At 67.6% G+C, this 25,242-nt stretch carries 24 protein-coding genes and 1 pseudogene; 14 read left to right on the top strand and 11 right to left on the bottom strand.

Annotation, left to right across the window (positions count from 1 at the left end; translation table 11 throughout):
* Both GQ56_RS0134275 and nth read left to right on the top strand, forming a co-directional pair.
* Positions 1–325: pseudogene (locus GQ56_RS0134275) on the top strand (electron transport complex subunit RsxB); the annotation flags it as partial.
* Positions 322–966 (top strand): endonuclease III, encoded by a 645-nt coding sequence (nth, locus tag GQ56_RS0134270; RefSeq protein ID WP_031402944.1) that lies wholly within the window; start codon positions 322–324, stop codon positions 964–966. The pseudogene GQ56_RS0134275 and the gene nth, both read left to right, overlap by 4 nt.
* Before the next feature lie 105 nt (positions 967–1,071).
* Here the strand turns inward: nth and GQ56_RS0134265 are convergent, their stop codons facing one another.
* Complete coding sequence (locus GQ56_RS0134265; RefSeq protein ID WP_031402943.1) at positions 1,072–2,001, bottom strand: DMT family transporter; 930 nt, start codon at positions 1,999–2,001, stop codon at positions 1,072–1,074.
* A gap of 322 nt (positions 2,002–2,323) precedes the next feature.
* On the opposite strand from GQ56_RS0134265, the gene GQ56_RS0134255 reads away from it, so the two are divergent.
* Positions 2,324–2,758, top strand: a complete 435-nt coding sequence (locus tag GQ56_RS0134255; RefSeq protein ID WP_031402942.1) for a DUF1841 family protein — start codon at positions 2,324–2,326, stop codon at positions 2,756–2,758.
* Between the two features lie 95 nt (positions 2,759–2,853).
* On the opposite strand, the gene GQ56_RS0134250 is transcribed toward GQ56_RS0134255, so the two are convergent.
* Together GQ56_RS0134250 and GQ56_RS0134245 are read right to left on the bottom strand one after the other, a co-directional pair.
* Positions 2,854–3,213: a c-type cytochrome gene (locus GQ56_RS0134250; RefSeq protein ID WP_031402941.1), complete on the bottom strand. Its 360-nt coding sequence runs from the start codon at positions 3,211–3,213 to the stop codon at positions 2,854–2,856.
* A 39-nt stretch (positions 3,214–3,252) separates the two neighbouring features.
* Complete coding sequence (locus tag GQ56_RS0134245; protein ID WP_006763764.1) at positions 3,253–3,612, bottom strand: c-type cytochrome; 360 nt, start codon at positions 3,610–3,612, stop codon at positions 3,253–3,255.
* A 246-nt stretch (positions 3,613–3,858) separates the two neighbouring features.
* Between GQ56_RS0134245 and GQ56_RS0134240 the strand changes: the two genes are divergently transcribed.
* The 5 genes from GQ56_RS0134240 (at position 3,859) to GQ56_RS0134220 (ending at position 8,988) form a co-directional block, all read left to right on the top strand.
* The gene (locus tag GQ56_RS0134240; protein ID WP_021158556.1) at positions 3,859–4,701 is read left to right on the top strand and encodes an AAA family ATPase; all 843 of its coding nucleotides are present in this window, start codon (positions 3,859–3,861) and stop codon (positions 4,699–4,701) included.
* A 26-nt stretch (positions 4,702–4,727) separates the two neighbouring features.
* Positions 4,728–5,903 (top strand): vWA domain-containing protein, encoded by a 1,176-nt coding sequence (locus tag GQ56_RS0134235; protein WP_031402940.1) that lies wholly within the window; start codon positions 4,728–4,730, stop codon positions 5,901–5,903.
* A gap of 55 nt (positions 5,904–5,958) precedes the next feature.
* Positions 5,959–7,170 carry a benzoate/H(+) symporter BenE family transporter gene (locus GQ56_RS0134230; RefSeq protein WP_031402939.1) on the top strand — a complete coding sequence of 404 codons (1,212 nt, stop codon included), beginning with the start codon at positions 5,959–5,961 and terminating at the stop codon, positions 7,168–7,170.
* A gap of 168 nt (positions 7,171–7,338) precedes the next feature.
* Positions 7,339–8,292 carry a transaldolase gene (tal, locus tag GQ56_RS0134225; protein ID WP_031402938.1) on the top strand — a complete coding sequence of 318 codons (954 nt, stop codon included), beginning with the start codon at positions 7,339–7,341 and terminating at the stop codon, positions 8,290–8,292.
* Positions 8,293–8,532: 240 nt separating this feature from the next.
* Positions 8,533–8,988 carry a VOC family protein gene (locus GQ56_RS0134220; RefSeq protein WP_031402937.1) on the top strand — a complete coding sequence of 152 codons (456 nt, stop codon included), beginning with the start codon at positions 8,533–8,535 and terminating at the stop codon, positions 8,986–8,988.
* Between the two features lie 53 nt (positions 8,989–9,041).
* Here GQ56_RS0134220 and GQ56_RS0134215 read toward each other — a convergent pair whose 3' ends face one another.
* From GQ56_RS0134215 to GQ56_RS0134175, 8 genes are all read right to left on the bottom strand, one after another.
* Positions 9,042–9,563, bottom strand: coding sequence for a hypothetical protein (locus GQ56_RS0134215; protein WP_152601943.1), 522 nt, complete (start codon positions 9,561–9,563; stop codon positions 9,042–9,044).
* A 431-nt stretch (positions 9,564–9,994) separates the two neighbouring features.
* Positions 9,995–11,545, bottom strand: a complete 1,551-nt coding sequence (gene mctP, locus GQ56_RS0134205; RefSeq protein WP_031402935.1) for a monocarboxylate uptake permease MctP — start codon at positions 11,543–11,545, stop codon at positions 9,995–9,997.
* The gene (locus GQ56_RS0134200; protein WP_031402934.1) at positions 11,542–11,784 is read right to left on the bottom strand and encodes a DUF3311 domain-containing protein; all 243 of its coding nucleotides are present in this window, start codon (positions 11,782–11,784) and stop codon (positions 11,542–11,544) included. Before GQ56_RS0134200 ends, mctP begins: the two co-directional genes overlap by 4 nt.
* 198 nt (positions 11,785–11,982) lie before the next feature.
* Positions 11,983–12,900: a class I SAM-dependent methyltransferase gene (locus tag GQ56_RS0134195; RefSeq protein ID WP_031402933.1), complete on the bottom strand. Its 918-nt coding sequence runs from the start codon at positions 12,898–12,900 to the stop codon at positions 11,983–11,985.
* Between the two features lie 407 nt (positions 12,901–13,307).
* A complete protein-coding gene (locus GQ56_RS0134190; RefSeq protein ID WP_031402932.1) occupies positions 13,308–13,784 on the bottom strand; it encodes a DNA-deoxyinosine glycosylase in 477 nt (158 codons plus the stop codon).
* Positions 13,784–14,383, bottom strand: coding sequence for a chorismate--pyruvate lyase family protein (locus GQ56_RS0134185; protein WP_031402931.1), 600 nt, complete (start codon positions 14,381–14,383; stop codon positions 13,784–13,786). The genes GQ56_RS0134190 and GQ56_RS0134185 overlap by 1 nt, the downstream gene beginning before the upstream one ends.
* An 8-nt stretch (positions 14,384–14,391) precedes the next feature.
* A complete protein-coding gene (gene htpG, locus GQ56_RS0134180) occupies positions 14,392–16,290 on the bottom strand; it encodes a molecular chaperone HtpG (protein WP_031402930.1) in 1,899 nt (632 codons plus the stop codon).
* Between the two features lie 155 nt (positions 16,291–16,445).
* Positions 16,446–17,903 carry an aminotransferase-like domain-containing protein gene (locus GQ56_RS0134175; RefSeq protein ID WP_031402929.1) on the bottom strand — a complete coding sequence of 486 codons (1,458 nt, stop codon included), beginning with the start codon at positions 17,901–17,903 and terminating at the stop codon, positions 16,446–16,448.
* A 234-nt stretch (positions 17,904–18,137) separates the two neighbouring features.
* Here GQ56_RS0134175 and GQ56_RS0134170 point away from each other — a divergent pair, with 234 nt between their 5' ends.
* The 6 genes from GQ56_RS0134170 to GQ56_RS0134145 all read left to right on the top strand — a co-directional run bounded on the left by GQ56_RS0134170 (position 18,138) and on the right by GQ56_RS0134145 (position 25,071).
* Positions 18,138–18,824, top strand: coding sequence for a VOC family protein (locus tag GQ56_RS0134170; RefSeq protein ID WP_031402928.1), 687 nt, complete (start codon positions 18,138–18,140; stop codon positions 18,822–18,824).
* Positions 18,825–18,875: 51 nt separating this feature from the next.
* Positions 18,876–19,784, top strand: a complete 909-nt coding sequence (locus tag GQ56_RS0134165; RefSeq protein ID WP_031402927.1) for a DMT family transporter — start codon at positions 18,876–18,878, stop codon at positions 19,782–19,784.
* Positions 19,785–19,936: 152 nt separating this feature from the next.
* Positions 19,937–21,118 (top strand): aminotransferase-like domain-containing protein, encoded by a 1,182-nt coding sequence (locus tag GQ56_RS0134160; protein ID WP_031402926.1) that lies wholly within the window; start codon positions 19,937–19,939, stop codon positions 21,116–21,118.
* A 42-nt stretch (positions 21,119–21,160) separates the two neighbouring features.
* Positions 21,161–21,619 carry a RidA family protein gene (locus tag GQ56_RS0134155; protein WP_031402925.1) on the top strand — a complete coding sequence of 153 codons (459 nt, stop codon included), beginning with the start codon at positions 21,161–21,163 and terminating at the stop codon, positions 21,617–21,619.
* Positions 21,620–21,632: 13 nt separating this feature from the next.
* A complete protein-coding gene (locus GQ56_RS0134150) occupies positions 21,633–22,514 on the top strand; it encodes a PhzF family phenazine biosynthesis protein (RefSeq protein WP_031402924.1) in 882 nt (293 codons plus the stop codon).
* Positions 22,515–22,731: 217 nt separating this feature from the next.
* Positions 22,732–25,071, top strand: a complete 2,340-nt coding sequence (locus tag GQ56_RS0134145; RefSeq protein WP_031402923.1) for a bifunctional diguanylate cyclase/phosphodiesterase — start codon at positions 22,732–22,734, stop codon at positions 25,069–25,071.
* The last annotated feature ends 171 nt before the right edge of the window (positions 25,072–25,242 follow it).

Here is a 25,242-nt window from a genome sequence, read left to right as displayed (position 1 = left end):
GCCCGGCCCCCAGCCCGACACGCCGCCCCCCGCACCGGCCGCTGACGACGCCGAAGCGAAGAAACGCGCGATCATCGCCGCCGCGCTCGAACGGGCGCGCAAGAAGAAGGAAGAACTGGCCGGGCAAGACGCCGGGCCGAAGAACACCGAAGGCGTGAGCGCCGCCGTCCAGGCACAGATCGATGCGGCCGAGGCCCGCCGCAAGCGGCTCGCCGAACAGCAGGCGCTGCGCGACGCCGAAGCCGCGACGCCAGGCGACGAGCACGACGCCGGCAACGACGACCCCGGCGGCCGGTCCGCGCCGCCCGACCAGAACGCTCCATGAACGCCAGCAAACGACGCGCGATCTACGAAACGCTGCAGAGCCTCAATCCGCATCCGACCACCGAGCTCGAATACACGACGCCGTTCGAGCTGCTGATCGCCGTGATGCTGTCCGCGCAAGCAACCGACGTATCGGTCAACAAGGCGATGCGGAAGATGTTTCCGGTCGCGAACACCCCGCGACAAATCGTCGCGCTCGGCGAGGAAGGCGTCGCCGGGTACATCAAGACCATCGGCCTCTACCGGACCAAGGCGAAGAACGTGGTCGCGACGTGCCACATCCTGCTCGATCGCTACGACGGCGAGGTGCCGTCCGATCGCGAGGCGCTCGAAAGCCTGCCGGGCGTCGGCCGCAAGACGGCGAACGTCGTGCTGAACACCGCGTTCGGCCAGCCGACGATCGCGGTCGACACGCATATCTTTCGTGTCGCGAACCGCACGGGGCTCGCGCCGGGCAAGGACGTGCGCGCCGTCGAGGCGGCGCTCGAGAAGTTCACGCCGAAGGAATTCCTGCAGGATGCGCATCACTGGCTGATCCTGCACGGACGCTACGTGTGCAAGGCCCGCAAGCCCGAATGCTGGCACTGCGCGATCGAGCCGCTGTGCGAGTTCAGGCCGAAGACGCCGCCGCCCAACGAGTAAACGCCGGGCACGACAGCGGCGCACCGTGCCGGCCGCTCGATTCGTTCCGGCGCAACCGGCCCCGCGGGCGCCATCGCGACGCCCGCTCCCCCTTCCCCTTCCCGGCTACGCGCTGGATGTCGCGGTCGCATCGTCGGCGGCCGCACCGCCCGCCCGGACCAGCGCCAGCACGGCCGCGAGGATCGCGACGCCGCCCGCCCACTGCAGCGGCGACAGTGCTTCGCCGAACAATAGCGCCGCGAGCGCCACCGTCACGACCGGCTCGAGCGTCGACAGCATCGACGTACGCGCAGCCCCCAGCCGCTCGAGCCCGGCGAAGAACGCGAGCATCGCCGCGACCGTCGAGACGAGCGCGATCGCCAGCATCGACGCCCAGCCGTCGGCCGTCGCGGGCCAGCGCGGCGGTGCGCCGAACGCCACGGTCCGCACGACGGCGATCGCCGCGAGCGTCACGGTCGACGACAGGCAGATGATCGCGGTGGTCGCGAGCGGATCGACGCCGCGCGTCGCCTTCGTGCCGCCGACGATGTACAGCGAATAGATCACCGCGGAGGCCAGCGCGAGCGCGATCCCGAGCGGTTCGCCATGCCCGCCGCCGACCATCAGCGCCGAACCCGCGACGCACAGCACGAGCGCGAAGGCTTTCGCGCGCGTGAGGCGCTCGCCGAGCCACCATGCGGCCAGCAGCGTGACGAAGGCCGGATACAGGTACAGCAGCAGCGCGACGAGACTCGCCTGCGCATGCTGCAGCGCGCTGAAGTAACAGAACGACTGGCCGACGTAGCCGAGCGCGCCCATCGCCACGATGGGCGCGAGCGCACGCCCGCGCGGCCACGCAACGCGGCGGTGCCGCGCGATCGCGGCGAGCACCGCGCCGCCGATCGCGAAGCGCACGATCAGCAGTCCGAGCACGTCGACGCCGGCCGCATACGCATAGCGCCCGAAAATCGCCATCGCGCCGAATGCGGCGGCGGACAGCGCGACGTAGAACGTGCCCTGCAGGGCGGCGGACGAAGGACGGGCGGCGGCGGTCATGACGGGACGGGTGCGATCGACTTGGCGGCGGGAAAATCGATCGAGTGTAACGGCGCGGCGGTGGCGAGCCAAGCGCGCCGCCCCGGCGGCGAGCCGGCGCCGCGCACCGGCACCGCGCGGGCGACCTCTGCGACCTCTGCGACCTCTGCGACCTCTGCGACCTCCGCGACCTCCGCGACCTCTGCCACAGCTGCCACAGCTGCCACCGCCACCGCCACCGCCGCCGCGCGGCCGCTCCCGCCGGCCGCCAGCGCCGTCCGCCGACCCGGCGTACAATGCCCGACGCGGCACGACGCCGTCCGAATCACGACGTTTCCCCACCATGTTCAATCCAAGCCGCGACGAAGTGCGTCGCTTTTTCACCGAGACCTGGCGCAAGCAGCGCGCCGGCGAGATCCTGACGCCGCTGGAAGCGATGGCGGCCGACTGGATCGTCGAGCATCCCGAATACCACGACGAACTCGCCGACGCCGGCGGGGCCGCCGCGCGCGAGTACACGCCCGAGGAAGGTCGCACGAACCCGTTCCTGCACCTGTCGATGCACCTCGCGATCAGCGAGCAACTGTCGATCGACCAGCCGCCCGGCATCCGCGCCGCGCACGACAAGCTCGCGGCGAAGCTCGACTCGACCCACGACGCGCAGCACGCGATCATGGAATGCCTCGGCGAGACGATCTGGGAAGCCCAGCGCACGAACACGCCGCCCGATACCGACGCGTACCTGCAGCGCATCCTGCGCCGCGCGTCGCGCGACTGAGCAGCGCGGCCCGGGCGCCGGGCCGCGGACAAAAAAATACCCCGACGAGGCGGGGTACGCTTTCCTGCCGCGCGAGCCGTTCGGGCCCGCCGCGCTTACTTCTTGAATACGAGATCGGTTTCTTTCAGCGACTCGATGTAGGCCGCGATGTCCTTCATGTCGCTGACCGACAGGCTCTGCACCTGCGCCTGCATGATCGCGTTGTTGCGGCCGAGCAGCGGATTCGTCAGGCCCATCTGGTACTGGCGCATCGCCCACACCAGATAGTCGGCGTGCTGGCCGGCGAGGCGCGGGTATTCCGCGTTGATCGGCTTGTTCATCTGCGCGCCGTGGCAGGCCGCGCAGTTGTGCGACTCGACCAGTTCCTTGCCCTTCACGGTATCTGCCGCATGCGCGGACCCGATCGCGAGGCCGGCCACCAGTGCAGCCGCCGCCGTCTTGAATGCGTTGTTCATGAATGCTCCTGTCCCGCCGGAGAGATCGGCGGCGCGCGCTTACTTGTAGGGGTTGTCCTTCGAGTCGGCCTTCTGGGCGGCGTAGTAGGCCGCCAGATCCGCGATGTCCTGATCCGTCAGCGAGCCGGCGATCGCATTCATCGACGGGAAGTGACGATCCTTCTTGCGGTAGGCCTTCAGCGCGTTCTCGAGGTATTGCTGGTTCTGGCCGCCGAGGACAGGCACCCGGTAGACCTCCGGGTACGCCGCGCGGTAGTCCTGGATGCCGTGGCAACCGATGCACATGGCGGCCTTGCTCGCCCCGTCCTTCGGGTTGCCGACCACACCGGCCGCCTGCGCGCTGCCCGCGAGCGCCACGAGCGCTGCGACAACGACGTGTTTGCCGACGAATTTGTTCATAGCTCTTGTAACCTAGCTTGAGGGGAAACTGGCGCCATAGCGGCAACGGCCCGCGCCGTTTTGCTTGTCAGGTCGCCACGCAGGCCAAAAAAAACGGCCAGATTGTACCGCGCCGACGGGGAACGCGTCCATAAGGCACCCCCGCTCGCCCCGCCACAGCCCTGCAACGATACGCGGGCGCGGCCCAACCGGACAGCCCTTCTGACTTATACTGGGTTTTTTTCCCCGATTGAGAAGAGCGCCGCCATGCGTTTCGAAGGGTCCTCGCACTACGTCGCCACCGACGATCTGAAGCTCGCGGTCAATGCCGCGCTGACGCTGCAACGCCCGCTGCTGATCAAGGGCGAGCCCGGCACCGGCAAGACCATGCTCGCCGAGGAAGTCGCCGCCGCGCTCGACATGCCGCTGCTGCAGTGGCACATCAAGTCGACGACGAAGGCGCAGCAGGGCCTGTACGAATACGACGCCGTCTCGCGGCTGCGCGATTCGCAGCTCGGCGACGAACGCGTGAAGGATATCTCGAACTACATCGTGAAGGGCGTGCTGTGGCAGGCGTTCGACGCCGAGCACCCGAGCGTGCTGCTGATCGACGAGATCGACAAGGCCGACATCGAATTCCCGAACGACCTGCTGCGCGAGCTCGACCGGATGGAATTCCACGTGTACGAGACGCGCGAAACGGTTCGCGCGAAGCACCGCCCGCTCGTCATCATCACGTCGAACAACGAGAAGGAGCTGCCCGACGCATTCCTGCGCCGCTGCTTCTTCCACTACATCCAGTTTCCCGATCCGTCGACGATGCAGAAGATCGTCGCGGTTCACTTCCCGGACATCCGCGAGGAACTGCTGCGCGCGGCGCTCGAGAGTTTCTTCGAATTGCGCGGCGTGTCGGGCCTGAAGAAGAAGCCGTCGACGTCCGAACTGCTCGACTGGCTGAAGCTGCTGCTCGCCGAGAACATCCCGGCCGACGCGCTGCGCGGCGCGGACGCGAAGCAGATCGTGCCGCCGCTCGCGGGCGCGCTGCTGAAGAACGAGCAGGACCTGAGCCTGCTCGAGCGCCTCGTCTACATGAACCGGCACAACCGGTAACCCCCTCAACCCGCGAAGGCCCGGCCATGCTGCTCAATTTCTTCTACGCGCTGCGCGCAGCCAAGCTGCCCGTCTCGGTGAAGGAATACCTGACGCTGCTCGAATCGCTGAAGGCCGGGCTGATTTCGCCGTCGATCGATGCGTTCTACTTCCTCGCCCGGATGACGCTCGTCAAGGACGAGCAGTACTTCGACAAGTTCGACCAGGCGTTCGGCGCGTATTTCCACGGCGTATCCACGCTGCCCTCCGAGGCGTTCGACATCCCGCTCGACTGGCTCGAGAAGCGCCTCGAACGCGAACTGTCGCCGGAGGAAAAGGCGCAGATCGAAGCGATGGGCGGCCTCGACAAGCTGATGGAGCGCCTGAAGCAACTGCTCGACGAGCAGAAGGAACGCCACGAGGGCGGCAACAAGTGGATCGGCACCGGCGGCACGTCGCCGTTCGGGCACGGCGGCTTCAACCCGGAAGGCGTGCGCATCGGCGGCCCGTCGAACGGCAACCGCACCGCGGTGAAGGTGTGGGAAGCGCGCGCGTACCGCGACTACGACGATTCCGTCGAGATCGGCACGCGCAACATCAAGGTCGCGCTGCGGCGGCTGCGCCGCTTCGCGCGCGAAGGCGCGGCCGAGGAACTCGACCTGCCCGGCACGATCCGCAGCACGGCCGCGAACGCGGGCTGGCTCGATCTCCGGATGGTGCCCGAGCGCCACAACAACGTGAAGGTGCTGATGCTGCTCGACGTGGGCGGCTCGATGGACGACCACATCAAGCGCACCGAGGAGCTGTTCTCGGCCGCGAAGGCCGAATTCAAGCACCTGGAATTCTTCTACTTCCACAACTGCGTGTACGACCACCTGTGGAAGAACAACCGCCGCCGCCACTCGGAGCGCACCGCGACGTGGGACGTGCTGCACAAGTTCACGCCCGACTACAAGCTGATCTTCGTCGGCGACGCGACGATGAGCCCGTACGAGGTGCTGCAGCCCGGCGGCTCGGTCGAATACAACAACCCCGAAGCCGGCGCGGTGTGGCTGCGCCGGCTCGCCGACCAGTTCCCGCATCATGCATGGCTGAATCCCGAGCCCGAGCGGCTATGGGAATACCGGCAGTCGGTCGCGGTGATCCGCGACCTGCTCGGCCATCGCATGTACCCGCTCACGCTCGCGGGCCTCGAAACCGCGATGCGCGCCCTCAGCAAGTAACGCCCCACCACCAAGACACGAAGGCCGCGTCCGAGCGGCCTCCCCCGGAGACAGCATGAACCCCTCGCCCACCGCGAGCGCCAGCCGTGCCGGCGGCCGCCGCTTTTTCGCCGACACCTCCGTCTCGGCACTCGTCGCCGGCTTCGTCGCGATGATGACGGGCTACACGAGCTCGCTCGTGCTGATGTTCCAGGCCGGCCGCGCCGCCCACCTCACCGATGCGCAGATCTCGTCATGGATCTGGGCGCTGTCGATCGGCATGGCGCTGACGACGATCGGCCTGTCGCTGCGCTTTCGCGCGCCCGTCGTCGTTGCGTGGTCGACGCCCGGCGCCGCGCTCCTGATCGCATCGCTGCCCGGCGTGCCCTACCCCGAGGCGATCGGTGCGTTCGTCGTCTGTGCGGTGCTGCTGACGGCCATCGGTGTGAGCGGGCTGTTCGACACGCTGATGCGCAAGATTCCGGCCGGCATCGCCGCCGCGCTGCTCGCGGGCATCCTGTTCGAGATCGGCATCGAGATCTTCCGCGCCGCGCAGTTCCAGACCGCGCTCGTGCTCGCGATGTTCTTCACGTACCTGATCGTCAAGCGGCTCGCGCCGCGCTATGCGATCGTGACGACGCTGGTCGTCGGCACGGCGGTGGCCGGCGGCCTCGGCCTGCTCGACTTCAGCGGCTTTCGCATCGCGCTCGCGAAGCCCGTGTTCACGATGCCCGCGTTCTCGTTCGCGTCGATCGTCAGCATCGGGATTCCGCTGTTCGTCGTCGCGATGGCGTCGCAGAACGTGCCGGGCATCGCCGTGCTGCGCGCGGACGGCTATCAGACGCCGTCGTCGCCGCTGATCGCGACCACCGGCCTCGCGTCGCTGCTGCTCGCGCCGTTCGGCTCGCACGGCGTGAACCTCGCGGCGATCACGGCCGCGATCTGCACCGGCCCGGAAGCGCACGAGGATCGCGCGAAGCGCTATACGGCCGCCGTGTGGTGCGGCACGTTCTACCTGATCGCGGGGATCTTCGGCGCGACGATCGCCGCGCTGTTCGCCGCGTTGCCGAAGGCGCTCGTCGTCTCCGTCGCCGCGCTCGCGCTGTTCGGCTCGATCATGAGCGGGCTCGCGAACGCGATGCAGGACGTGAAGCAGCGCGAAGCCGCGCTCGTCACGTTCATGGTCACCGCGTCGGGCCTCACGCTGCTGTCGATCGGCTCGGCATTCTGGGGACTCGTCGCGGGGATCGTCACGCAGGTGATCCTGAACGCGCGCCGCCCCGCGTGACGCGGCGCGGCGCCCGGCGCCGCGGCCAACGGACACGCCAGAACGTGTCCGACACGAATCGGGCCTAGAATAGCGGATCGGAGGCGGCGCCCGGCGCCGCTTCGCTTCGCCGCCGCGCTCGCGCGGCCCGTGAGAACCCGGCGCCTTGCGCCCTTCTTCCGAATCGCCATGACTACCGCACTCGACCAGCTGAAGCAGTACACGACCGTCGTCGCCGACACGGGCGATTTCCAGCAGCTCGCGCAATACCAGCCGCGGGACGCGACCACGAACCCGTCGCTGATCCTCAAGGCCGTCCAGAAGGATGCGTACAAGCCGATCCTCGAGAAGACCGTCCGCGATCACCGCACCGAAAGCACCGATTTCATCATCGACCGCCTGCTGATCGCATTCGGCACCGAGATCCTGAAGCTGATCCCGGGCCGCGTGTCGACCGAGGTCGATGCGCGCCTGTCGTTCGACACGCAACGCTCGATCGACAAGGGCCGCGAGCTCATCAAGCTGTACGAAGCAGCCGGCATCGGCCGCGAACGCATCCTGATCAAGCTCGCGTCGACCTGGGAAGGCATCCGCGCGGCCGAAGTGCTGCAGAAGGACGGGATCAAGTGCAACATGACCCTGCTTTTCTCGCTCGTGCAGGCCGCCGCGTGCGCGGAAGCCGGCGCGCAACTGATCTCGCCGTTCGTCGGCCGCATCTACGACTGGTACAAGAAGCAGGCCGGCGCAGCGTGGAATGAAGAGAAGGACGGCGGCGCGAACGATCCGGGCGTGCAATCGGTGCGCCGTATCTACACGTACTACAAGACGTTCGGCTACAACACCGAAGTGATGGGCGCGAGCTTCCGCACGACCAGCCAGATCACCGAGCTGGCCGGCTGCGACCTGCTGACGATCAGTCCCGACTTGCTGCAGAAGCTGCAGGACAGCAACGAGACCGTCACGCGCAAGCTGTCGCCGGAAGCGCTGCAGGACCAGCCCGCCGCGCGCGTCGCGATCGACGAGGCAGCGTTCCGCTTCCAGTTGAACGACGACGCGATGGCAACCGAAAAGCTCGCGGAAGGCATCCGCGTATTCGCCGCCGATGCGGTGAAGCTCGAGAAGCTGATCGACTCGCTGCGCTGAGCCGCGATAAGCGTCGCCGGCTGTCGGCAACGCTGACAACAGCCGTCGGCAAGCACGGCGCACACGGCCGCGAACGTCAGGTTCGCGGCCGTTTTTATTTTTCATTCCATCGTCAAGCACGCGCACTACAATCCACGTCACGGGTGCGACGGCCGCTTCCCGATGCGCCCTTCCCCAGTCAGTCTTGCACGATGCCGCACCCGCGCGGATGCGCGGGCCGGCCCATCACAGGAGACAACGATGCAAGTTCAACCGTACCTGACGTTCTACGGTCGTGCCGACGAAGCCCTTCAGTTCTACGAAAAGGCGCTCGGTGCGAAGACGATGTTCAAGATGCACTTCAAGGACGCGCCGCCGAACCCCGACTACCCGATGACGCCGGAGATGGCCGACAAGGTGATGCACGCGAGCTTCACGATCGGCGACTCGATGATCATGTGCTCGGACGGTGATTGCAGCCAGCCCGGCGGCGGCATGCACGCCGGCTATTCGCTGTCGCTGAACCCGGCGACGGTCGAGGAAGCCCGGAAGCTGTTCAACGCGCTCGCCGACGGCGGCGAAGTGACGATGCCGTTCTGCAAGACGTTCTGGGCGCTCGGCTTCGGGATGGCAAAGGATCGTTTCGGCGTGCACTGGATGGTCAACGTCGAGGATCTGTCGCAGCGCGACGACCTCGCGAAACGCGCGGGCCAGTAACGCACGCGTCGGCCGCCCGGACCGCGCGCAACCGCGGCGTCCGGGCGAGCTCGTCACTTGCGCAACACCTCCGCCAGCGCCTGCTCGAGCGTGCCGTTCGAGCGGCACGCGACACGCGCGCCCTTCTGCTTGCCGGCCGCTACCACGCCGGCCATGCCCGCGACGTCGATCGACACGGTTACGCCTTGCGTCGCTTCGTCGATGCGCGTGACGACCTTCAGCGTGTGCGTCACGTTCGACGTCTGCTTCAGCCCGGAACAATCCAGAAAGTTGTCCGCGTTCGGATAATCTGCATACGCGGCGGCGACGAGCCCCGCATCGCGATCGCTGACGCGCACCGCCAGCTTGTGGTCCGCGTAGAACTGCGCAACCGTCGCCCACACTTCGTCATACTTGCGATTGCCGATCACGATGCGCGATGCGGCGTCACTGCCGGACGAGTCGGCCGCACCGTCGGCCTCGCCGTGTTTTTCAGCCGGCGCATCGCGCGCCGCGTAGCGCTGCCCGGGGCCGTACACCGAAATGCAGCCGGCAAGCGCCGCACACAGCATGGCGGCCGACAATATCGTTTTCATCGCGGCCCGCCGTCAACGGTAGTACATGTTCGCGCAACCGGCGAGCAGGATCGGCGCGACGAGCGCCCACATCAGCAGGACTCTCATGGCGCGCCTCACCGGTAGTACGCGTTGACGCAGCCGGCCAGCGCCACGCAGCACATGCCCAATACCAGAACCCAAATCTTCGTCATTGCGTCCCTCATATAGTCGGATCGTGTGGAGATCGAATCACCCGGTTCAGCCGGGCGGGACGCATTATTGGCAAGCGGGCCACGCGCCTCCCAATCGGTCTTGCACCGATTTTCGCCACGGCTCGGACGCCCTAGAATCGCTTGGAGATCGGCGCAAAAGGATGCACGGCCACACGGGGCATTCGCAGCGCCCCATGCAAAACGCCCGCGACTTGCGTCGCGGGCGTCGTGTCGAAACTGCAACAGCAGGTGGGGGAATCAGCCCTCGACGACGTCGAGATAATCCTCCGGCCGCGTGCGATCCTCCGCATGCGCCATGCCCATCGCACGCACCAGCACGCTCACCACCACCGACACCACCAGGTTCACGATCAGCGACCACACGGCCGCATAGCCGGGAATCGCGAGGCCGAACAGGTGGATCGTGAAGATCGAGCTCGCGAGCTTCAGCGAGACCGCCATCCACGTTCCGCACACGATGCCTGCCGCCCAGCCGGCCAGCAGGCCGCGGTGATCAAGCATGCGCGTATACAGGCCGAGCACGATCGCCGGCAGCGTCTGGATGATCCAGATGCCGCCGAGCAGCTGCAGCTGGATCGCGTAGGTCAGCGGCAGCCCGAGGATGAACGCGACCGCGCCGACCTTCACGATCAGCGACACGAGCTTCGCGACGTGCGTTTCCTGTTCGTGCGACATGTCGCGGTTCACGAACTCGCGGTGGATGTTGCGCGTGTACAGGTTCGCGGCCGCGATCGACATGATGGCCGCCGGCACCAGCGCGCCGATGCCGATCGCCGCGAACGCGACGCCGACGAACCATGACGGGAAATACTCGAGGAACAGCGCGGGCACCGCGAAGTTCGGGCCGAACGCCTTGAAGTACGGCGCGTACTGCGGCATGTCCTTCACGCCCGATGCGAGCGCCATGTAGCCGAGCAGCGCGAGCAGGCCGAGCACGAACGAGTACGCGGGCAGCATCGCCATGTTGCGGCGGATCGAGTTGCCCGACGACGACGACAGGATCGCCGTGACCGAGTGCGGATACAGGAACAGCGCGAGCGCCGAACCGATCGCGAGCGTCGCGTACGCGCTGTAGCCGTTCAGGCTCGCCGCATCCGGCGCCTTCAGCAGCAGCTTCGCGGGCGGCACGCTCGCGAAGATGTGTCCGAAACCGCCGAGCTTCGCGGGAATCACGATGACTGCCGCGGCGATCGTGACGTAGATCAGGATGTCCTTCACGATCGCGATCATCGCGGGCGCGCGCAGCCCCGACGTATACGTGTAGGCGGCGAGGATCGCGAACGCGATGATCAGCGGCAGATCGCCGACGAAGCCGGTCGTGTCGAAGCCGAGCGCGCCGATCACCACTTCGATGCCGACCAGTTGCAGCGCGATGTACGGCATCGTCGCGACGATGCCCGTCACCGCGATCGCCAGCGCGAGCATCCGGCTGCCGTAGCGTGCATTGACGAAATCGGCGGCCGTCACGTAGCGGTGCCGCTTCGCGATGCTCCACAGTTTCGGGAACACGACGAACGCGAACGGATAGATCAGGATCGTGTACGGCAGCGCGAAGAAGCCCATCGCGCCGGCGCCGAACACGAGCGCGGGCACCGCGACGAACGTGTATGCCGTATAGAGATCGCCGCCGAGCAGGAACCACGTGACGATCGTGCCGAAGCGGCGTCCGCCGAGGCCCCATTCGTCGAGGTGGGCGAGATCGCCGCGCCGCCAGTTCGCGGCCAGGAAACCGATGATGGTGACGCCGATGAAAAGCAGGACGAAGACGAAGGTTGCGCCGAGATTCATCGCGCACCTCCCTGCGGGCCGCTCGCCTTCCACGCATTTCTCGTCTTGAAATAGACGAACGCGGTGATCACCGCGCTAATGAAGACCCAAAGCAGCTGGTACCAGTAGAAAAACGGAAAACCGAACAACTGCGGTTCGATCCTGCTGTACGACGGCACCCAGACCATCGCAATCAGCGGCAGGACCAGCAGCCAGAGCCAGCGCTTCGCGGCCCGGTTGGCGTCGGCATCGTGAGCCATGACGTCTCCTCATCTTTCCCGGTTATCGATCTTGTTGAGCGGGTACGGCGCCGAGAGGAGCGCAAAACGGGTAGGCTGCGGCTCCCCTGGCTTCGCGCCAGTATAGGAGCCGCGAGCACGCGGTCAAGCGGGGGCGAACCCGAGGTGATCCGCCCCTTGTCGCGTGGTTGCACCGGCATGCCGCCGGCGCATGAAGCGTCAGATCGCGAACGAGGCGTCGCGCGCGCCGGTCGTTTCTTTCAAGGCTTTCACCCACTTGCGGGCGGGCAGCTTCAGCGTGTCCTCGATCAGCTTCGCACGCGCATCGAGCTGCGCGAACGGCACGTCGAGCGCGGGGCCCGAGAAGGCGACCGCGATCCGGTTGCCGTCGTGCACTTCCGGCAGCGCGATCACGCGGTGATCGAATGCCGCGTTCAGGTGCTTCATGTTGCGTACGAAGCTCGGGTGATCGCCGAACAGGTTGATCGTCGCGATGCCCGCGTCGGCGAGGCAGCCGCGCACCGCGCGGTAGAACGCGACGCTGTCGAGCACGGGGCCGCGTGCGGTCGCGTCGTACAGGTCGATCTGGATCGCGCCCGTCGTGCCGCGGTTGGCCGGATCGTTGACGAAATCCCATGCGTCGGCTTCGTGCACGGCGAGACGCGCGTCGTCAGGCGGCAGCGCGAACATCGTGCGCGCGGCGACGATCACGGCCGGATTCAGCTCGACGGCCTCGACCTTCGCATTCGGCAGGAAGCGATGCGAGAACTTGGTCAGCGCGCCGGTGCCGAGCCCGAGCTGGACGATCCGCTCGGGCGTTTCGAGGAACAGCAGCCACGCCATCATCTGCTGCGCGTATTCGAGCTCGATATGCAGCGGCTTCGAAATCCGCATCGCGCCCTGCACCCATTCGGTGCCGAAGTGCAGGAAGCGCACGCCGCCCTCTTCCGAGAACGTGACGGGCGCGAAGCGCGGCTTGCGCGGCGCTTCGAGCACCGGCACGTCGTCGTGTTCGTCGATGTCCGGGCGGCGCTTCACGCGCGGCGGCTGGAGTTTTTCGGAGCCGTTGTAGGAGGACGGCTTGCCTTGCTTGAACGCGCGCGCCTCGGCGGACGCGCGCTTGATCAGTCGGGTCATGTGTGAATCTCGCTGGGTGATGCTGGATAAGCGGACGAGAGGATAGCATTGGTGGGGCGTGCGGAACGCCAGGGACAGATCCACCGTCATACGCTGTCGCTCGGTCAGTGCACGAAAACGGTTAGCTCGGTCGACAATGCGTCTCAACCGTGTCGGGGGAAGTTACCTGAAAGCCGTCACCGCTCCATCGATCGACGTCGAGCAAGAACTGCTTCTGCCACCGAGCGTGTCTTGCACGACGGCGAAACGCTCGGGATCGGGATGAGGCTTGCCGATCGCATGGCAGGGCTGGATCGCACCACCGACTACGGTGCGCCGGATCAAGGGCGAGCCGCCCAGATGAAGATGGCGCAAGGACGATCGAGCGTCGGGCGCGATGCCCACCGTTCACGGCACTTTTGCCGACGTCAGCCGCCAATCCCCCGCCACTGCGCGAGCTTCTGCTCGAACGACAGCATCGCATTCGCCGGGCTCGACGAAGGCAGCACGAGCGTGTCGTACCCGGCTCGGCCGATCACGTCGGCGAACCGCCCGGCCGTCTTGCCGTTGAAGCACACGCGCTTCAGCAACGGCGCATGTTCCCTCAACGAATCGAAATCGTTCGGCGCCGCGTTGCGAATCGCCGAATCGAGGCTGCCCTCGCGATGGCACGCGGCGAGCACGTCCCAGATGCCGATGCCGTGCGCGAGCACGCGTGCGAGCCGCGCGTCGTATGCCAGCTCGTGCAACCCGTGCTCGCCGAGCACCGCCCCGAGCAGCCGCCAGAACTGGTTGCGCGGATGCGCGTAATACTGCGCGGCGTCGAGCGACGCCTCGCCCGGAAAACTGCCGAGTATCATCGTGTGCGTATCCGGCCCGACGACCGGCGGAAACCCCTGCAGCATCATGCGTCTCCACGCGGCCCGACGGATCGGGGCCCGTCGCCGTGCGCGTCGAGATGACGCCACAGCGCCGGCAGCATGCATTCGGTCACCATCAGCGGCTTGCCGTGACGCTGGAACACCGAGCGCCGCGCGGCGAATGCATGCGGCGCGCGCACGCCCGCGCCGAGCGCATGGCTCGCCAGCGCATACAGCGGATGCCCGGCAATCACGCGCCGGCTGACGAGCGCCGAGCGCTCGACCTGCGGATCGCTGTACAGCAGCTCCGCGAGCGGCCGCGTGCGCAGCCGCCGCATCGCCTGCCACACGCCCTTGCTGGCGGCAAGCGGCGCGATGCTGTGCGCGGCCACGTACGGCGTGCCGTCAACCGACAGGATCACCTCGCGCACCCACATCGGCGCGCGCGGCGCACAGGCAAGCGCGTCCGGCTCGTCGAACCACGGGCAGTCGACGGCCTCGCGCGTCACCCGCACGTTCACGCGGCCAAGCCGCGCGAGATGCGCGGTCAGCGATCCGCCGCGCGTCAGCCAGTCGCGCTGGTCGAGCGTGCAGCCCGGCCGCGGCGTCTCGCGCCAGCCGGCCTGCCCGCCGTCGAAGCGCATGCGCGCGTTCACGCGGCCCGCGACAGCAGCAGCGCGTTGGTCCGCTTCACGAAGCTCGCCGGATCGTCGAGCGTGCCGCCTTCCGCCAGCAGCGCCTGGTCGAACAGCAGGTGGCACCAGTCGCCGAAATCGGCGCTGTCGGCGTTCAACTGCTTCACGAGCGCGTGTTCCGGATTGATCTCGAGGATCGGCTGCATCGCCGGCGCGTTCTGGCCGGCCGCCTTCAGCATCCGCTGCAGGTAGCCGCTCATGTCGTTGTCGTCCGCGACGAGGCACGACGGCGAATCGGTCAGGCGGAACGTCACGCGCACCTCCTTCACCTTGTCGCCGAGCGCTTCCTTCATCTTCTCGACGACGGGCTTGATCGCCTCGCCCGCCTGTTCCTGCGCCTTCTTTTCCTCGTCATTCAGCTCGCCGAGGTCGAGGTCGCCGCGCGCCACGCTCGCGAGCGGCTTGCCGTCGAATTCCTGCAGGAACGACAGCATCCATTCGTCGACGCGATCGGTCAGCAGCAGCACCTCGACGCCCTTCTTGCGGAACACCTCGAGATGCGGGCTGTTCTTCGCGGCCTGCCATGCATCGGCCGTCACGTAGTAGATCTTGCTCTGCTCGGGCTTCATGCGCGACACGTAGTCGGCGAGCGACACGTCCTGCACGTCGGTATCGCCGTGCGTCGACGCGAAGCGCAGCAGCTTCGCGATACGCTCGCGGTTCGCGTGATCCTCGCCGAGGCCTTCCTTCAGCACCTGGCCGAACGCGCCCCAGAAGGTCTTGTACTTCTCCTTGCCGGCATCCTCTTCCGCGTTCGCGAGTTCCTCGAGCATCGACAGCGCGCGCTTCGTCACGCCTTCGCGGATCGCCTTCACGTCGCGGCTTTCCTGCAGGATTTCACGCGACACGTTCAGCGGCAGGTCCGCCGAATCGACCACGCCCTTCACGAAACGCAGGTATTGCGGCAGCAACTGCTCGGCGTCGTCCATGATGAACACGCGCTTCACGTACAGCTTCAGGCCGCCGCGGTAGTCGCGGTTCCACAGGTCGAACGGCGCGTGCGCCGGCACGAACAGCAGCTGCGTGTACTCGCTGCGACCCTCGACGCGGTTGTGCGTCCACGTCAGCGGATCCTGGTGGTCGTGCGCGATGTGCTGGTAGAACTGGGTGTACTGCTCGTCGGTGACATCGCTCTTCGAACGCGTCCACAGCGCGCTCGCCTGGTTGACCGTCTCGTCCTCGTCCTTCAGGACCATCTCGCCCTTTTCCTGATCCCATTCTTCCTTCTGCATCAGGATCGGCAGCGCGATGTGGTCGGAGTACTTCTGGATGATCGACTTCAGGCGGTGCGACGACAGCAGCTCGTCCTCGCCTTCGCGCAGGTGCAGCGTGATCGTCGTGCCGCGCTGCGTGCGCTCGATCGCGTCGATCGTGAAATCGCCCTCGCCCGCGCTTTCCCAGCGCACGGCCTCGCTCGCCGGCAGGCCCGCGCGGCGCGTCTCGACCGTGATCCGGTCCGCGACGATGAAGCCCGAGTAGAAACCGACGCCGAACTGGCCGATCAGCGCCGCATCCTTCTGCTGGTCGCCGGACAGCTTCGTGAAGAATTCCTTGGTGCCCGAACGCGCGATCGTGCCGAGGTTCGCGATCGCCTCGTCGCGGCTCATGCCGATGCCGTTGTCGTCGATCGTGATCGTGCGCGCAGCCTTGTCGTAGGCGATGCGGATGCGCACGTTCGGATCGTTCTCGTACAGCGCGTTGTCGGCGAGCCCTTCGAAACGCAGCTTGTCGGCCGCGTCGGACGCGTTCGACACCAGTTCGCGCAGGAAGATTTCCTTGTTGCTGTAGAGCGAATGAATCATCAGGTGGAGGAGTTGCTTGACCTCTGCCTGAAAGCTCATCGTTTCGTGTGCCATGGATGCTGTTTCCTCTTACTTGAACTTGAAGGGTGTGGCGCAGGCGCCCGCCGGGCGATGCCGGCCCGGCGAAGGACGACCGCCTGGCGCAAGCGGTTTGCGCGCGTATCTGGGGACCGCGCGCGCGATTTCAAGGGCCGGCGCGCCGCGCCGCGTCACGACGCGCGCCGCATGGCCGAGTCGATATAGCGCGACAGCAGGCCCGGCAGCGCCGGATCGCCGCAATTCGCGACGTTGAAGCGCATCCACGTGGACGGCGATTGCTGCGGCGAGAACAGGCTGCCGGGGGTGAGCAGGAAGCCGGCCTCGTGCGCGACCGCCGCGAGCGCATCCGAATCGACGCCCGTGTCGGCCCACAGGAACATCCCGGCCGCCGGCATCGTGAAGAGCCTGAGCCCCGTGCGCTCGAGCATCCGCGCGGTCTTGTCGCGCACGCCGTCGAGCCGCGCGCGCAGCCGCTCGACGTGGCGCCGGTAATGCCCCTCGGTCAGGATCTTGTAGAGCACGCGCTCGTTGAGCTCGGGCGTCGTCATCCCGACCAGCATCTTCTGGTCGGTGACCGCCTTCGCGATCTCCGGCGCGCACGCGACATAGCCGACCCGCAGGTTGGCGGCCAGCGTCTTCGAATAGCTGCCGAGGTAGATCACGCGCTTCAACTGGTCGAGGCTCGCGAGGCGCGTGGCCGCATAGCTCGGCGGACACAGGTCGCCGTACACGTCGTCCTCGACGACGAGGAAGTCGTATGCCTCGGCGAGCTTCAGGATCCGGAACGCCTGCGCCGCCGACAGCGACGTGCCGGTCGGGTTCTGCAGCACCGAGTTGATCACGAGCATCTTCGGCCGCCACATCTGCACGAGCGTTTCGAGCGCGTCGAGATCGGGGCCGTCCGGCGTGTACGGCATCCCGACGAGTTGCGCGCCCTGCGCGGCAAAGCGGCCGAACATCTGGAACCACGCCGGATCGCCGACGATCACCGCGTCGCCCGGCTGCACGTAGATCCGCGAGATCAGGTCGATCGCCTGCGTGATGCCCGATACCAGCACGATCTGCTCGGGCTTCGCGCCGATCTCGACTTCGGCGAGGCGCGTCTGCAGTTGCTGGCGCAGCGGCAGGAAGCCCTGCGCGGTGCCGAAGCCGAGCATCTGCGCGCCGGCCTGGCGCCCAAGCGCGCGCAGCGCGCCGGTGATCAGTTCGCCATCGAGCCAGCGGCCCGGCAGGTAGCCGAGACCGGGCCCCTTTTCCGGGCTGACGGTATGCAGCATGTTGCGCAGCAGCCAGACGACGTCGATCGTGTTGTGCACGGGCGCGGCCTCGGCCACGCGCGCCACGTTGTCGGTCGGCTGCGGGCCGGCCGTGCGCTCGCGTACGTAGAAACCCGAGCCGCGCCGCGAATCGAGGTAGCCCTGCGCGACGAGGCGCTCGTACGCCTCGACGACGGTGAAGCGCGACACGCTCTTGTCGAGCGCGAGCTTGCGGATCGACGGCATCCGCATGCCGGGACGGAACACGCGTTCGTCGATGCGCCGCCGCGCCCACTGGACGAGCTGGTCGACGAGCGTGAGCGTGGCCGTATCGTGCGGCGCGGGAATCTGGGCGAGTGGGACGGTGGACATGAGCGGCGGCTCCAACACAACTGTACCGAAGGCTATCGCGTCGATTGTACCGTTACTGTGCCGGTATCGACGATTACAGTTGACCGAAATGGCGACCGTGCGGCCGCCGTTCCGGCCCGCCGCATCGGGCGCCGCGTTCGCCCGCCAGGGTCACGGCCGGTACGCCGGCCGGCCCGGCAGCCAACCGGCGCGTCACCCGCCCACCATGACACTTTCGCTTCCCGACCGACGTTCATGCCAGCCCGCTCCCTGACCCTCGACCATCTCGTGATCGCCGCGCGCACGCTCGACGACGGTGTACGCCATGTCGCCGGCGCGCTCGGCATCGAGCCGGCCGGCGGCGGCCGGCATCCGCTGATGCGGACCCACAATGCGCTGTTCGGCATATGGGGCGGGCTCTACCTCGAAGTGATCGCGATCGACCCCGACGCGCCCGCGCCGGACGACGCGCCGCCGCGCGCGCGGCTGTTCGGCCTCGACGATCCTGCGATGCACGCGCGACTCGCGCAGGGCCCGTTTCTCGCGCACTGGGTCGCCCGCGTCGACCGCCCGCGCCAGCTGGCGCTGTGGCAGAGCCAGTATCCGGCCCGCATCCCGCCCATCGTCGCGATGCGGCGCGGCGAGCTGGGCTGGGGCCTGTCGGTGCCCGACGACGGCGCGTTCCCCGCATGGCAGGGAGCCGGCGACGGCCTCGTGCCGTCGCTGATCCAGTGGGACGGCCCGCGCCACCCGGCCGACGCGCTGCCGCACGACGGCGTCGCGCTGAAAACGCTCAAGGGCGCCCATCCGCAGGCGGACCTCGTCCGCGAACAGCTCGACTGGCTCGGCGCCGCCCACCTGCTCGATCTCGAATCCGCCGACGGCCCGCCCGTGCTCGTCGCCGAATTCGACACGCCGCAGGGCGCGCGCACGTTGCGCTGAGCGGCCCGCCGCCCCGACGATAAGAACGGCCAATACGGAGACGCCCACGACATGAATTCACGCGAAACACGCGGCATGCTGCTCGGCCTGATCGGCGTGATGATCTTCAGCCTGACGCTGCCGATGACGCGCATCGTCGTGTCCGAACTCAATCCGCTGCTCAACGGGCTCGGCCGCGCGCTCGCCGCCTCGGTGCCGGCCGCGCTGCTGCTGTGGTGGCGCCGCGAGCGGCCGCCGACCCGCGCGCAACTGAAAAGCCTCGCGATCACGTCGGCCGGCGTGATCATTGCGTATCCCGTCTTCTCCGCCTGGTCGATGAAAACCGTGCCGGCCGCGCACGGCGCGGTCGTCAACGGGCTGCAGCCGCTGTTCGTCGCGCTGTACGCGGCGTGGCTGTCGCACGAGCGGCCATCGAGGGCGTTCTGGATCAGCGCGGTGGCCGGCAGCGCGCTGGTGATCGCGTTCGCGCTGCGCGACGGCGGCGGCACCGTGCAGGCCGGCGACGCGCTGATGCTCGTCGCGGTCGGCATCGGCGCGCTCGGCTATGCGGAAGGCGCCCGCCTCGCGCGCCAGATCGGCGGCTGGCAGGTGATCTGCTGGGCGCTCGTCGTGTCCGCGCCGTTCCTCGTGCTGCCGGTGGGCTGGCTTGCGTGGCAGCAGCACGTCATGCATCCGGGCCCGCTCGCGCCGCGCACGTGGCTCGCGTTCGGCTACGTGACCCTCTTTTCGCAATTCATCGGCTTTTTCGCGTGGTATGCGGGGCTCGCGATGGGCGGCACCGCCCGCGTCGGCCAGGTGCAATTGCTGCAGATTTTCTTCACGATCGCCTTTTCCGCGCTGCTGTTCGGCGAAACGGTCACGTCGTCCACGTGGCTGTTCGCGATCGCCGTGATCGCCACCGTGATGCTCGGGCGCCGCGCGGCAGTCGCCACTGCCGCGCGCCCGGCTCGCGCCGGCTGAACAGGTGCGCCATAATGGCTGCTTTGCCTGAACGGTTTTGCCCACCCGGCCGCGAAGGCTCGACCGCGCTCGCGCTTGCCCACCCGGCAGCGTCGAAGCAGTCCGCCCGAACGACCTTTCTTGACTGACCACGATACCCGAACGAGGAGACTATGAATCCGAGCGACCTGCACCCGCCGCACTGGCAACTTTCCGAACGCGCCCGCAAGCTGACGAGCTCTGCGATCCGCGAGATCCTGAAGGTCACGGAGCGCCCCGAGGTCATCTCGTTCGCCGGCGGCCTGCCCGCCCCCGCGACGTTCCCGGCCGAGCGCATGCGCGCCGCCGCCGACCGCGTGCTGCGCGACGCGCCGGCCGCCGCGCTCCAGTACAGCGCGACCGAAGGCTACCTGCCGCTGCGCGAATGGATCGCCGAGCGCTACAGCGTGCGCGTGTCGCAGGTGCTGATCACGACCGGCTCGCAGCAGGCGCTCGACCTGCTCGGCAAGGCGCTCGTCGATCCGGGCAGCCCGGTCCTCGTCGAGACCCCGACCTACCTCGGCGCGCTGCAATCGTTCTCGCTGTACGAGCCGCGCTACGTGCAGGTGCCGACCGACGAGCAGGGCCTGCTGCCGGACGGCCTCACGCCCGAACTCACGCAAGGCGCGCGCCTGCTGTACGCGCAGCCGAACTTCCAGAACCCGACCGGCCGCCGCCTGCCCGTCGAGCGCCGCCGCGCGCTCGCCGCGTTCGCGCAGTCGAGCCCGTTCCCGGTGCTGGAGGACGATCCGTACGGCGCGCTGAACTACCGCGGCGAGCCGCTGCCGACGATGCTGTCGATGGCGCCCGACCACATCGTGCACCTCGGCACGTTCTCGAAGGTGCTCGCGCCGGGCCTGCGGATCGGCTACATCATCGCGCCCGAGGAACTCCACTTCAAGCTCGTGCAGGCCAAGCAGGCCACCGACCTGCACACGCCGACGCTCACGCAGCGCATCGCGCACGAAGTGATCAAGGACGGCTTCCTCGACGAGCACATCCCGACGATCCGCGAGCTGTACAGCGCGCAGTGCGACGCGATGCTCGGCGCGCTCGAACGCCACATGCCGGAAGGCGTCACCTGGAACCGCCCGGAAGGCGGGATGTTCATCTGGGTGAACCTGCCCGCGCAAATCGACAGCATGAAGCTGCTCGCCGCGGCCGTCGACAACCATGTCGCCTTCGTGCCGGGCGCGCCGTTCTTCGCGGACAACGCCCAGCAGAACACGCTGCGCCTGTCGTTCGTGACGGTGCCGCCCGAGAAGATCGAGGAAGGCGTGGCGCGCCTCGGCAAGCTGCTGCGCGAGCGCCTCTGATCCCCTTTTTCCTGTCACGACTCTCTACGAGGAACCGAATACATGGCTAACGTCTACGACAAGCTGAAGTCGCTCGGCATCGAGCTCCCGACCGCCGGCGCACCGGCCGCCGCCTACGTGATGAGCGCGCAAAGCGGCAACACGGTCTACCTGTCGGGCCACATCGCGAAGAAGGACGGCAAGGTCTGGGCCGGCAAGCTCGGCGCGGATCTGCAGACGGAAGACGGCAAGGCGGCCGCACGCTCGATCGCGATCGACCTGCTCGCGACGCTGCACGCGCATACGGGCGACCTGAACAAGGTCACGCGCATCGTCAAGCTGATGAGCCTCGTCAACTCGACGCTCGACTTCACCGAACAGCACCTCGTGACGAACGGCGCGTCGGAGCTGATCGCGGAAGTGTTCGGCGACGCCGGCAAGCACGCACGCTCGGCATTCGGTGTCGCGCAGATCCCGCTCGGCGCGTGCGTCGAGATCGAGCTGATCGCCGAAGTTGCGTAACGGGCCCTCCGTGATGTCCAGCCGCCTGGTCCGCTTCAAGCAGGTCGACGTGTTTACGTCGGTGCCGTTCAAGGGCAATCCGCTCGCCGTGATATTCGACGCCGATTCGCTCGGCGACGACGAGATGCTCGAGATCGCCCGCTGGACGAACCTGTCGGAAACGACGTTCGTCTGCACGCCGACCGATCCGGAAGCCGACTACCGCGTACGGATCCTCACGCCGGCCGGCGAACTGCCGTTCGCCGGCCACCCGACGCTCGGCACCGCGCATGCGTTCCTCGAAAGCGGCGCGCGGCCGCGCACGCCGGGCCGGCTGATCCAGCAGTGCGGGGTCGGGCTGGTGACGCTGCGCGAGCAGGCCGACGGCTGGGCGTTCGCCACGCCGCCGGCACGCGTCACGCCGCTCGAGCGATCGGACTACGCGGCGCTGGCGGCCGCGTTGCGCAGCGATGCGATCGACTTCGACGCCGAGCCGTGCGCGGTGGACAACGGCGCGCCGTGGCTGGTCGTGCGGCTGAAGTCGGCCGACGCGTGCATCGGCCTGTCGCCTGACCCGGCCGCGCTGGAGGCGATCACGCGCCGCTACGGCATGGACGGCCTCGCGGCCTATGCGCCGCACGCCGAAGGCGGTCCCGCGACGTTCGAAATCCGCTGCCTGATGACGGGCGGCAACTTCGGCTTCGGCGAGGATCCCGTCACCGGCAGCGCGAACGCCGCCGTGGCCGGGCTGCTGACGCGCCAGGGGCGCCGCCCCGGCCAGTCGTATACGGCCCGCCAGGGCACGGCGATCAGCCGCGACGGCCGCATCTTCGTCAGCTACGACGAAGACGGCACGACGTGGATCGGCGGCCAGACCGTCACGGTCGTCGACGGCACGTTCCGGGCGCCTGCCTGACATTTCGCGATGTGCGATGGCGCCGGCCCCGCCGGCGCCCCCCCGATTTGCCCAACTATCGCAAAAGCGCGCCAGCCAGTAATATCGGGCCTAATCCGTTGTTTCGGAGGTCTGTCCATGGTTGCGCGTCCCGCGAACGAACAGACGTCGGGACAACCCCTACCCTAGCAGGCCATCCCGACGGATGGCGCACGCGAGCAGGACGCCGCCCGTTTCAATGAGCTCCGCCCGGTCCAACCACACGCCGCCGCCCCGACCGCTGCGCACGCCGCGCAAGTCGCGCCGGCGTGCGCTATTCGCGATCCCGCTACTCGGGATGCTGGCGCTCGCGCTGCTGTGGGCCGTGATCATCGCGCGCCTGTCGGTGGAAAAGGACAGCGCCTACAAGGAAGCGGCGGCCTCCGCGGCGATCCTGTCGTCCGCGCTCGAGCAGCATACGGTCAAGGCGATCCACCAGGTCGACCAGATCACCCGCTTCGTCAAGTTCGAATTCGAGAAGTCGCCCGCGCACTTCAATCTCGCGGGCGCCGTCGAGAAAGGCGTGGTGCCCAGCGACACGCTGATCCAGGTGTCGCTCGTCAACGCGAAGGGCATCCTGTTCGCGAACACGGCCGAGCTCCATCCGCAGCCGATCAACCTGTCCGATCGCGAGCACTTCAAGGTCCACCTCGCCAACAACGACGACCGGCTTTTCATCAGCAAGCCGGTGCTCGGCCGCGTGTCGAGCCACTGGACGCTGCAGATGACGCGGCGCCTGAACAACCCGGACGGCAGCTTCGCGGGCATCGTCGTCGTGTCGGAAGACCCGAGCTATTTCACGAACGACTTCTACAACAACGCGGCGATCGGCAAGGAAGGCGTGATCGCGGTCGTGTCCGACACCGGCGCCGTGCTCGCGCGGCGCACGGGTTCGCTCAGCAACGCGCCGGGCGCGTTTTCGGCGTCCGGCGTGTACCCGATCGCCGAACGCGTGACGGGCACGATCATCGACCCGATCGACGGCCTCACGCGCATCGTGTCGTACCGCCACCTCGACGGCTACCCGCTCGCGGTGATGGTCGGGCTGTCGCAGACGGAAGAATTTGCGGACTACTACCATACGCGCAACGTCTACCTGCTGATGACGAGCTTCATCACGCTGGCGATGCTCGCGTTCTTCGGCGTCGCGACGGGCCTGATCGGCAAGCTGCTCGGCCGCGAGCGCGAGATGACCCAGCTCGCCGAATACGACCTGCTCACCGGCCTCGCGAACCGCTATGCGACGCTGCGCGGGCTGCGCAACGACGTGTCGATGCCGGCGAGCCTGTCGCGGCTCGGGCTGCTGTTCATCGACCTCGACAACTTCAAGACCGTCAACGACACGCTCGGCCACAACGCCGGCGACATCGTGCTGCAGATGACCGCGTCGCGCCTGTCCGATGCGGTCGGCGACGAAGGCTCGCTCGCGCGCATCGGCGGCGACGAGTTCGTCGTCGTGATGAAGGGCGACGACGTCGAGCGCCGCGCGGTACGGCTCGCCGAAGCGATCATACGGATGTTCGGCGAACCGTTCGACGTGCGCGGCAGCTCGTTCGTCCTGCATGCGAGCATCGGCATCGCGCTGCACACCGTCGCGAACGAAAGCGAGATCGACCTGCTGAAGAAGGCCGACCTCGCGATGTACAGCGCGAAGGACGCCGGCAAGAACTGCTACCAGTTCTATGCGCCGCACCTGTCGCACCGGGCCGACCACCTGATGCGCTGGGAACAGCAATTGCGCGTCGCGCTCGCGGAAGGGCAACTGTTCCTCGCGTACCAGCCGAAGATCGACCTCACGCACCGCACCATCACCGGCTTCGAGGCGCTCGCGCGCTGGGATCACCCCGAGCACGGGATCATCTCCGCGAACGAATTCATTTCGATCGCCGAATCGACCGGCCTGATCGTGCCGATCGGCGATTTCGTGATCCGCACCGCGTGCGAGCAGATCGCACGCTGGCGCGACGAGGGCCACGACGCGCTGACGCTTGCGATCAACATCTCGCCCGTGCAGTTCTGGCGCGGCGACCTGATCGAGACGATCTCGCGCACGCTGCAGGACACCGGCATCGACGCGAGCCGGCTCGAACTCGAGATCACCGAAACCGCGATGATGGAGTACCCGGAGCTCGTGTCCGAGAAAATCGTCGCGCTGAAGAAGCTCGGCATCCGGATCGCGCTCGACGATTTCGGCACCGGCTATTCGTCGCTGTCGTACCTGCACCGCTTCTCCGTCGATACGCTGAAGGTCGACCGCTCGTTCGTGCAGGCGATTCCGAACGATCGCAGCGTGTGCGTGATGGTGTCGTCGATCGTGCATCTCGCGCGCTCGCTCGGGCTGACCGTCGTCGTCGAAGGCACGGAAACCGAGGAACAGATCACGTGGCTCGCCGCGCTCGGAGAGATCGAGGCGCAAGGCTTCCTGTTCTCGCGACCGGTGCCCGCCGACGCGATTCCCGCACTGATCGCGCGCTTCGGCGTACGCGGCGCCCCGCCGAACGTGATCGCGCACCGCGCGACGGGCAGCACCGGCGCGTGAGCGCAACACGTCCGCGGCGGGCGTTGCGCGCCGCCGCAATTGTTTCGTTTTCCGATCCGATCGTTTAGTTCATGACCTAGCGTTTTCGCGCATGGCAGCGCCATGGGGCGCGGTGGACAATCGGGAGGCCCAGGGTGTCGGCGGGCCGCCGGCGCCGCTATCTGCGAGAGA

The organism is Burkholderia paludis, from assembly GCF_000732615.1.
Classification (GTDB): domain Bacteria; phylum Pseudomonadota; class Gammaproteobacteria; order Burkholderiales; family Burkholderiaceae; genus Burkholderia; species Burkholderia paludis.
This window is presented reverse-complemented; position numbering and strand designations above follow the sequence as displayed.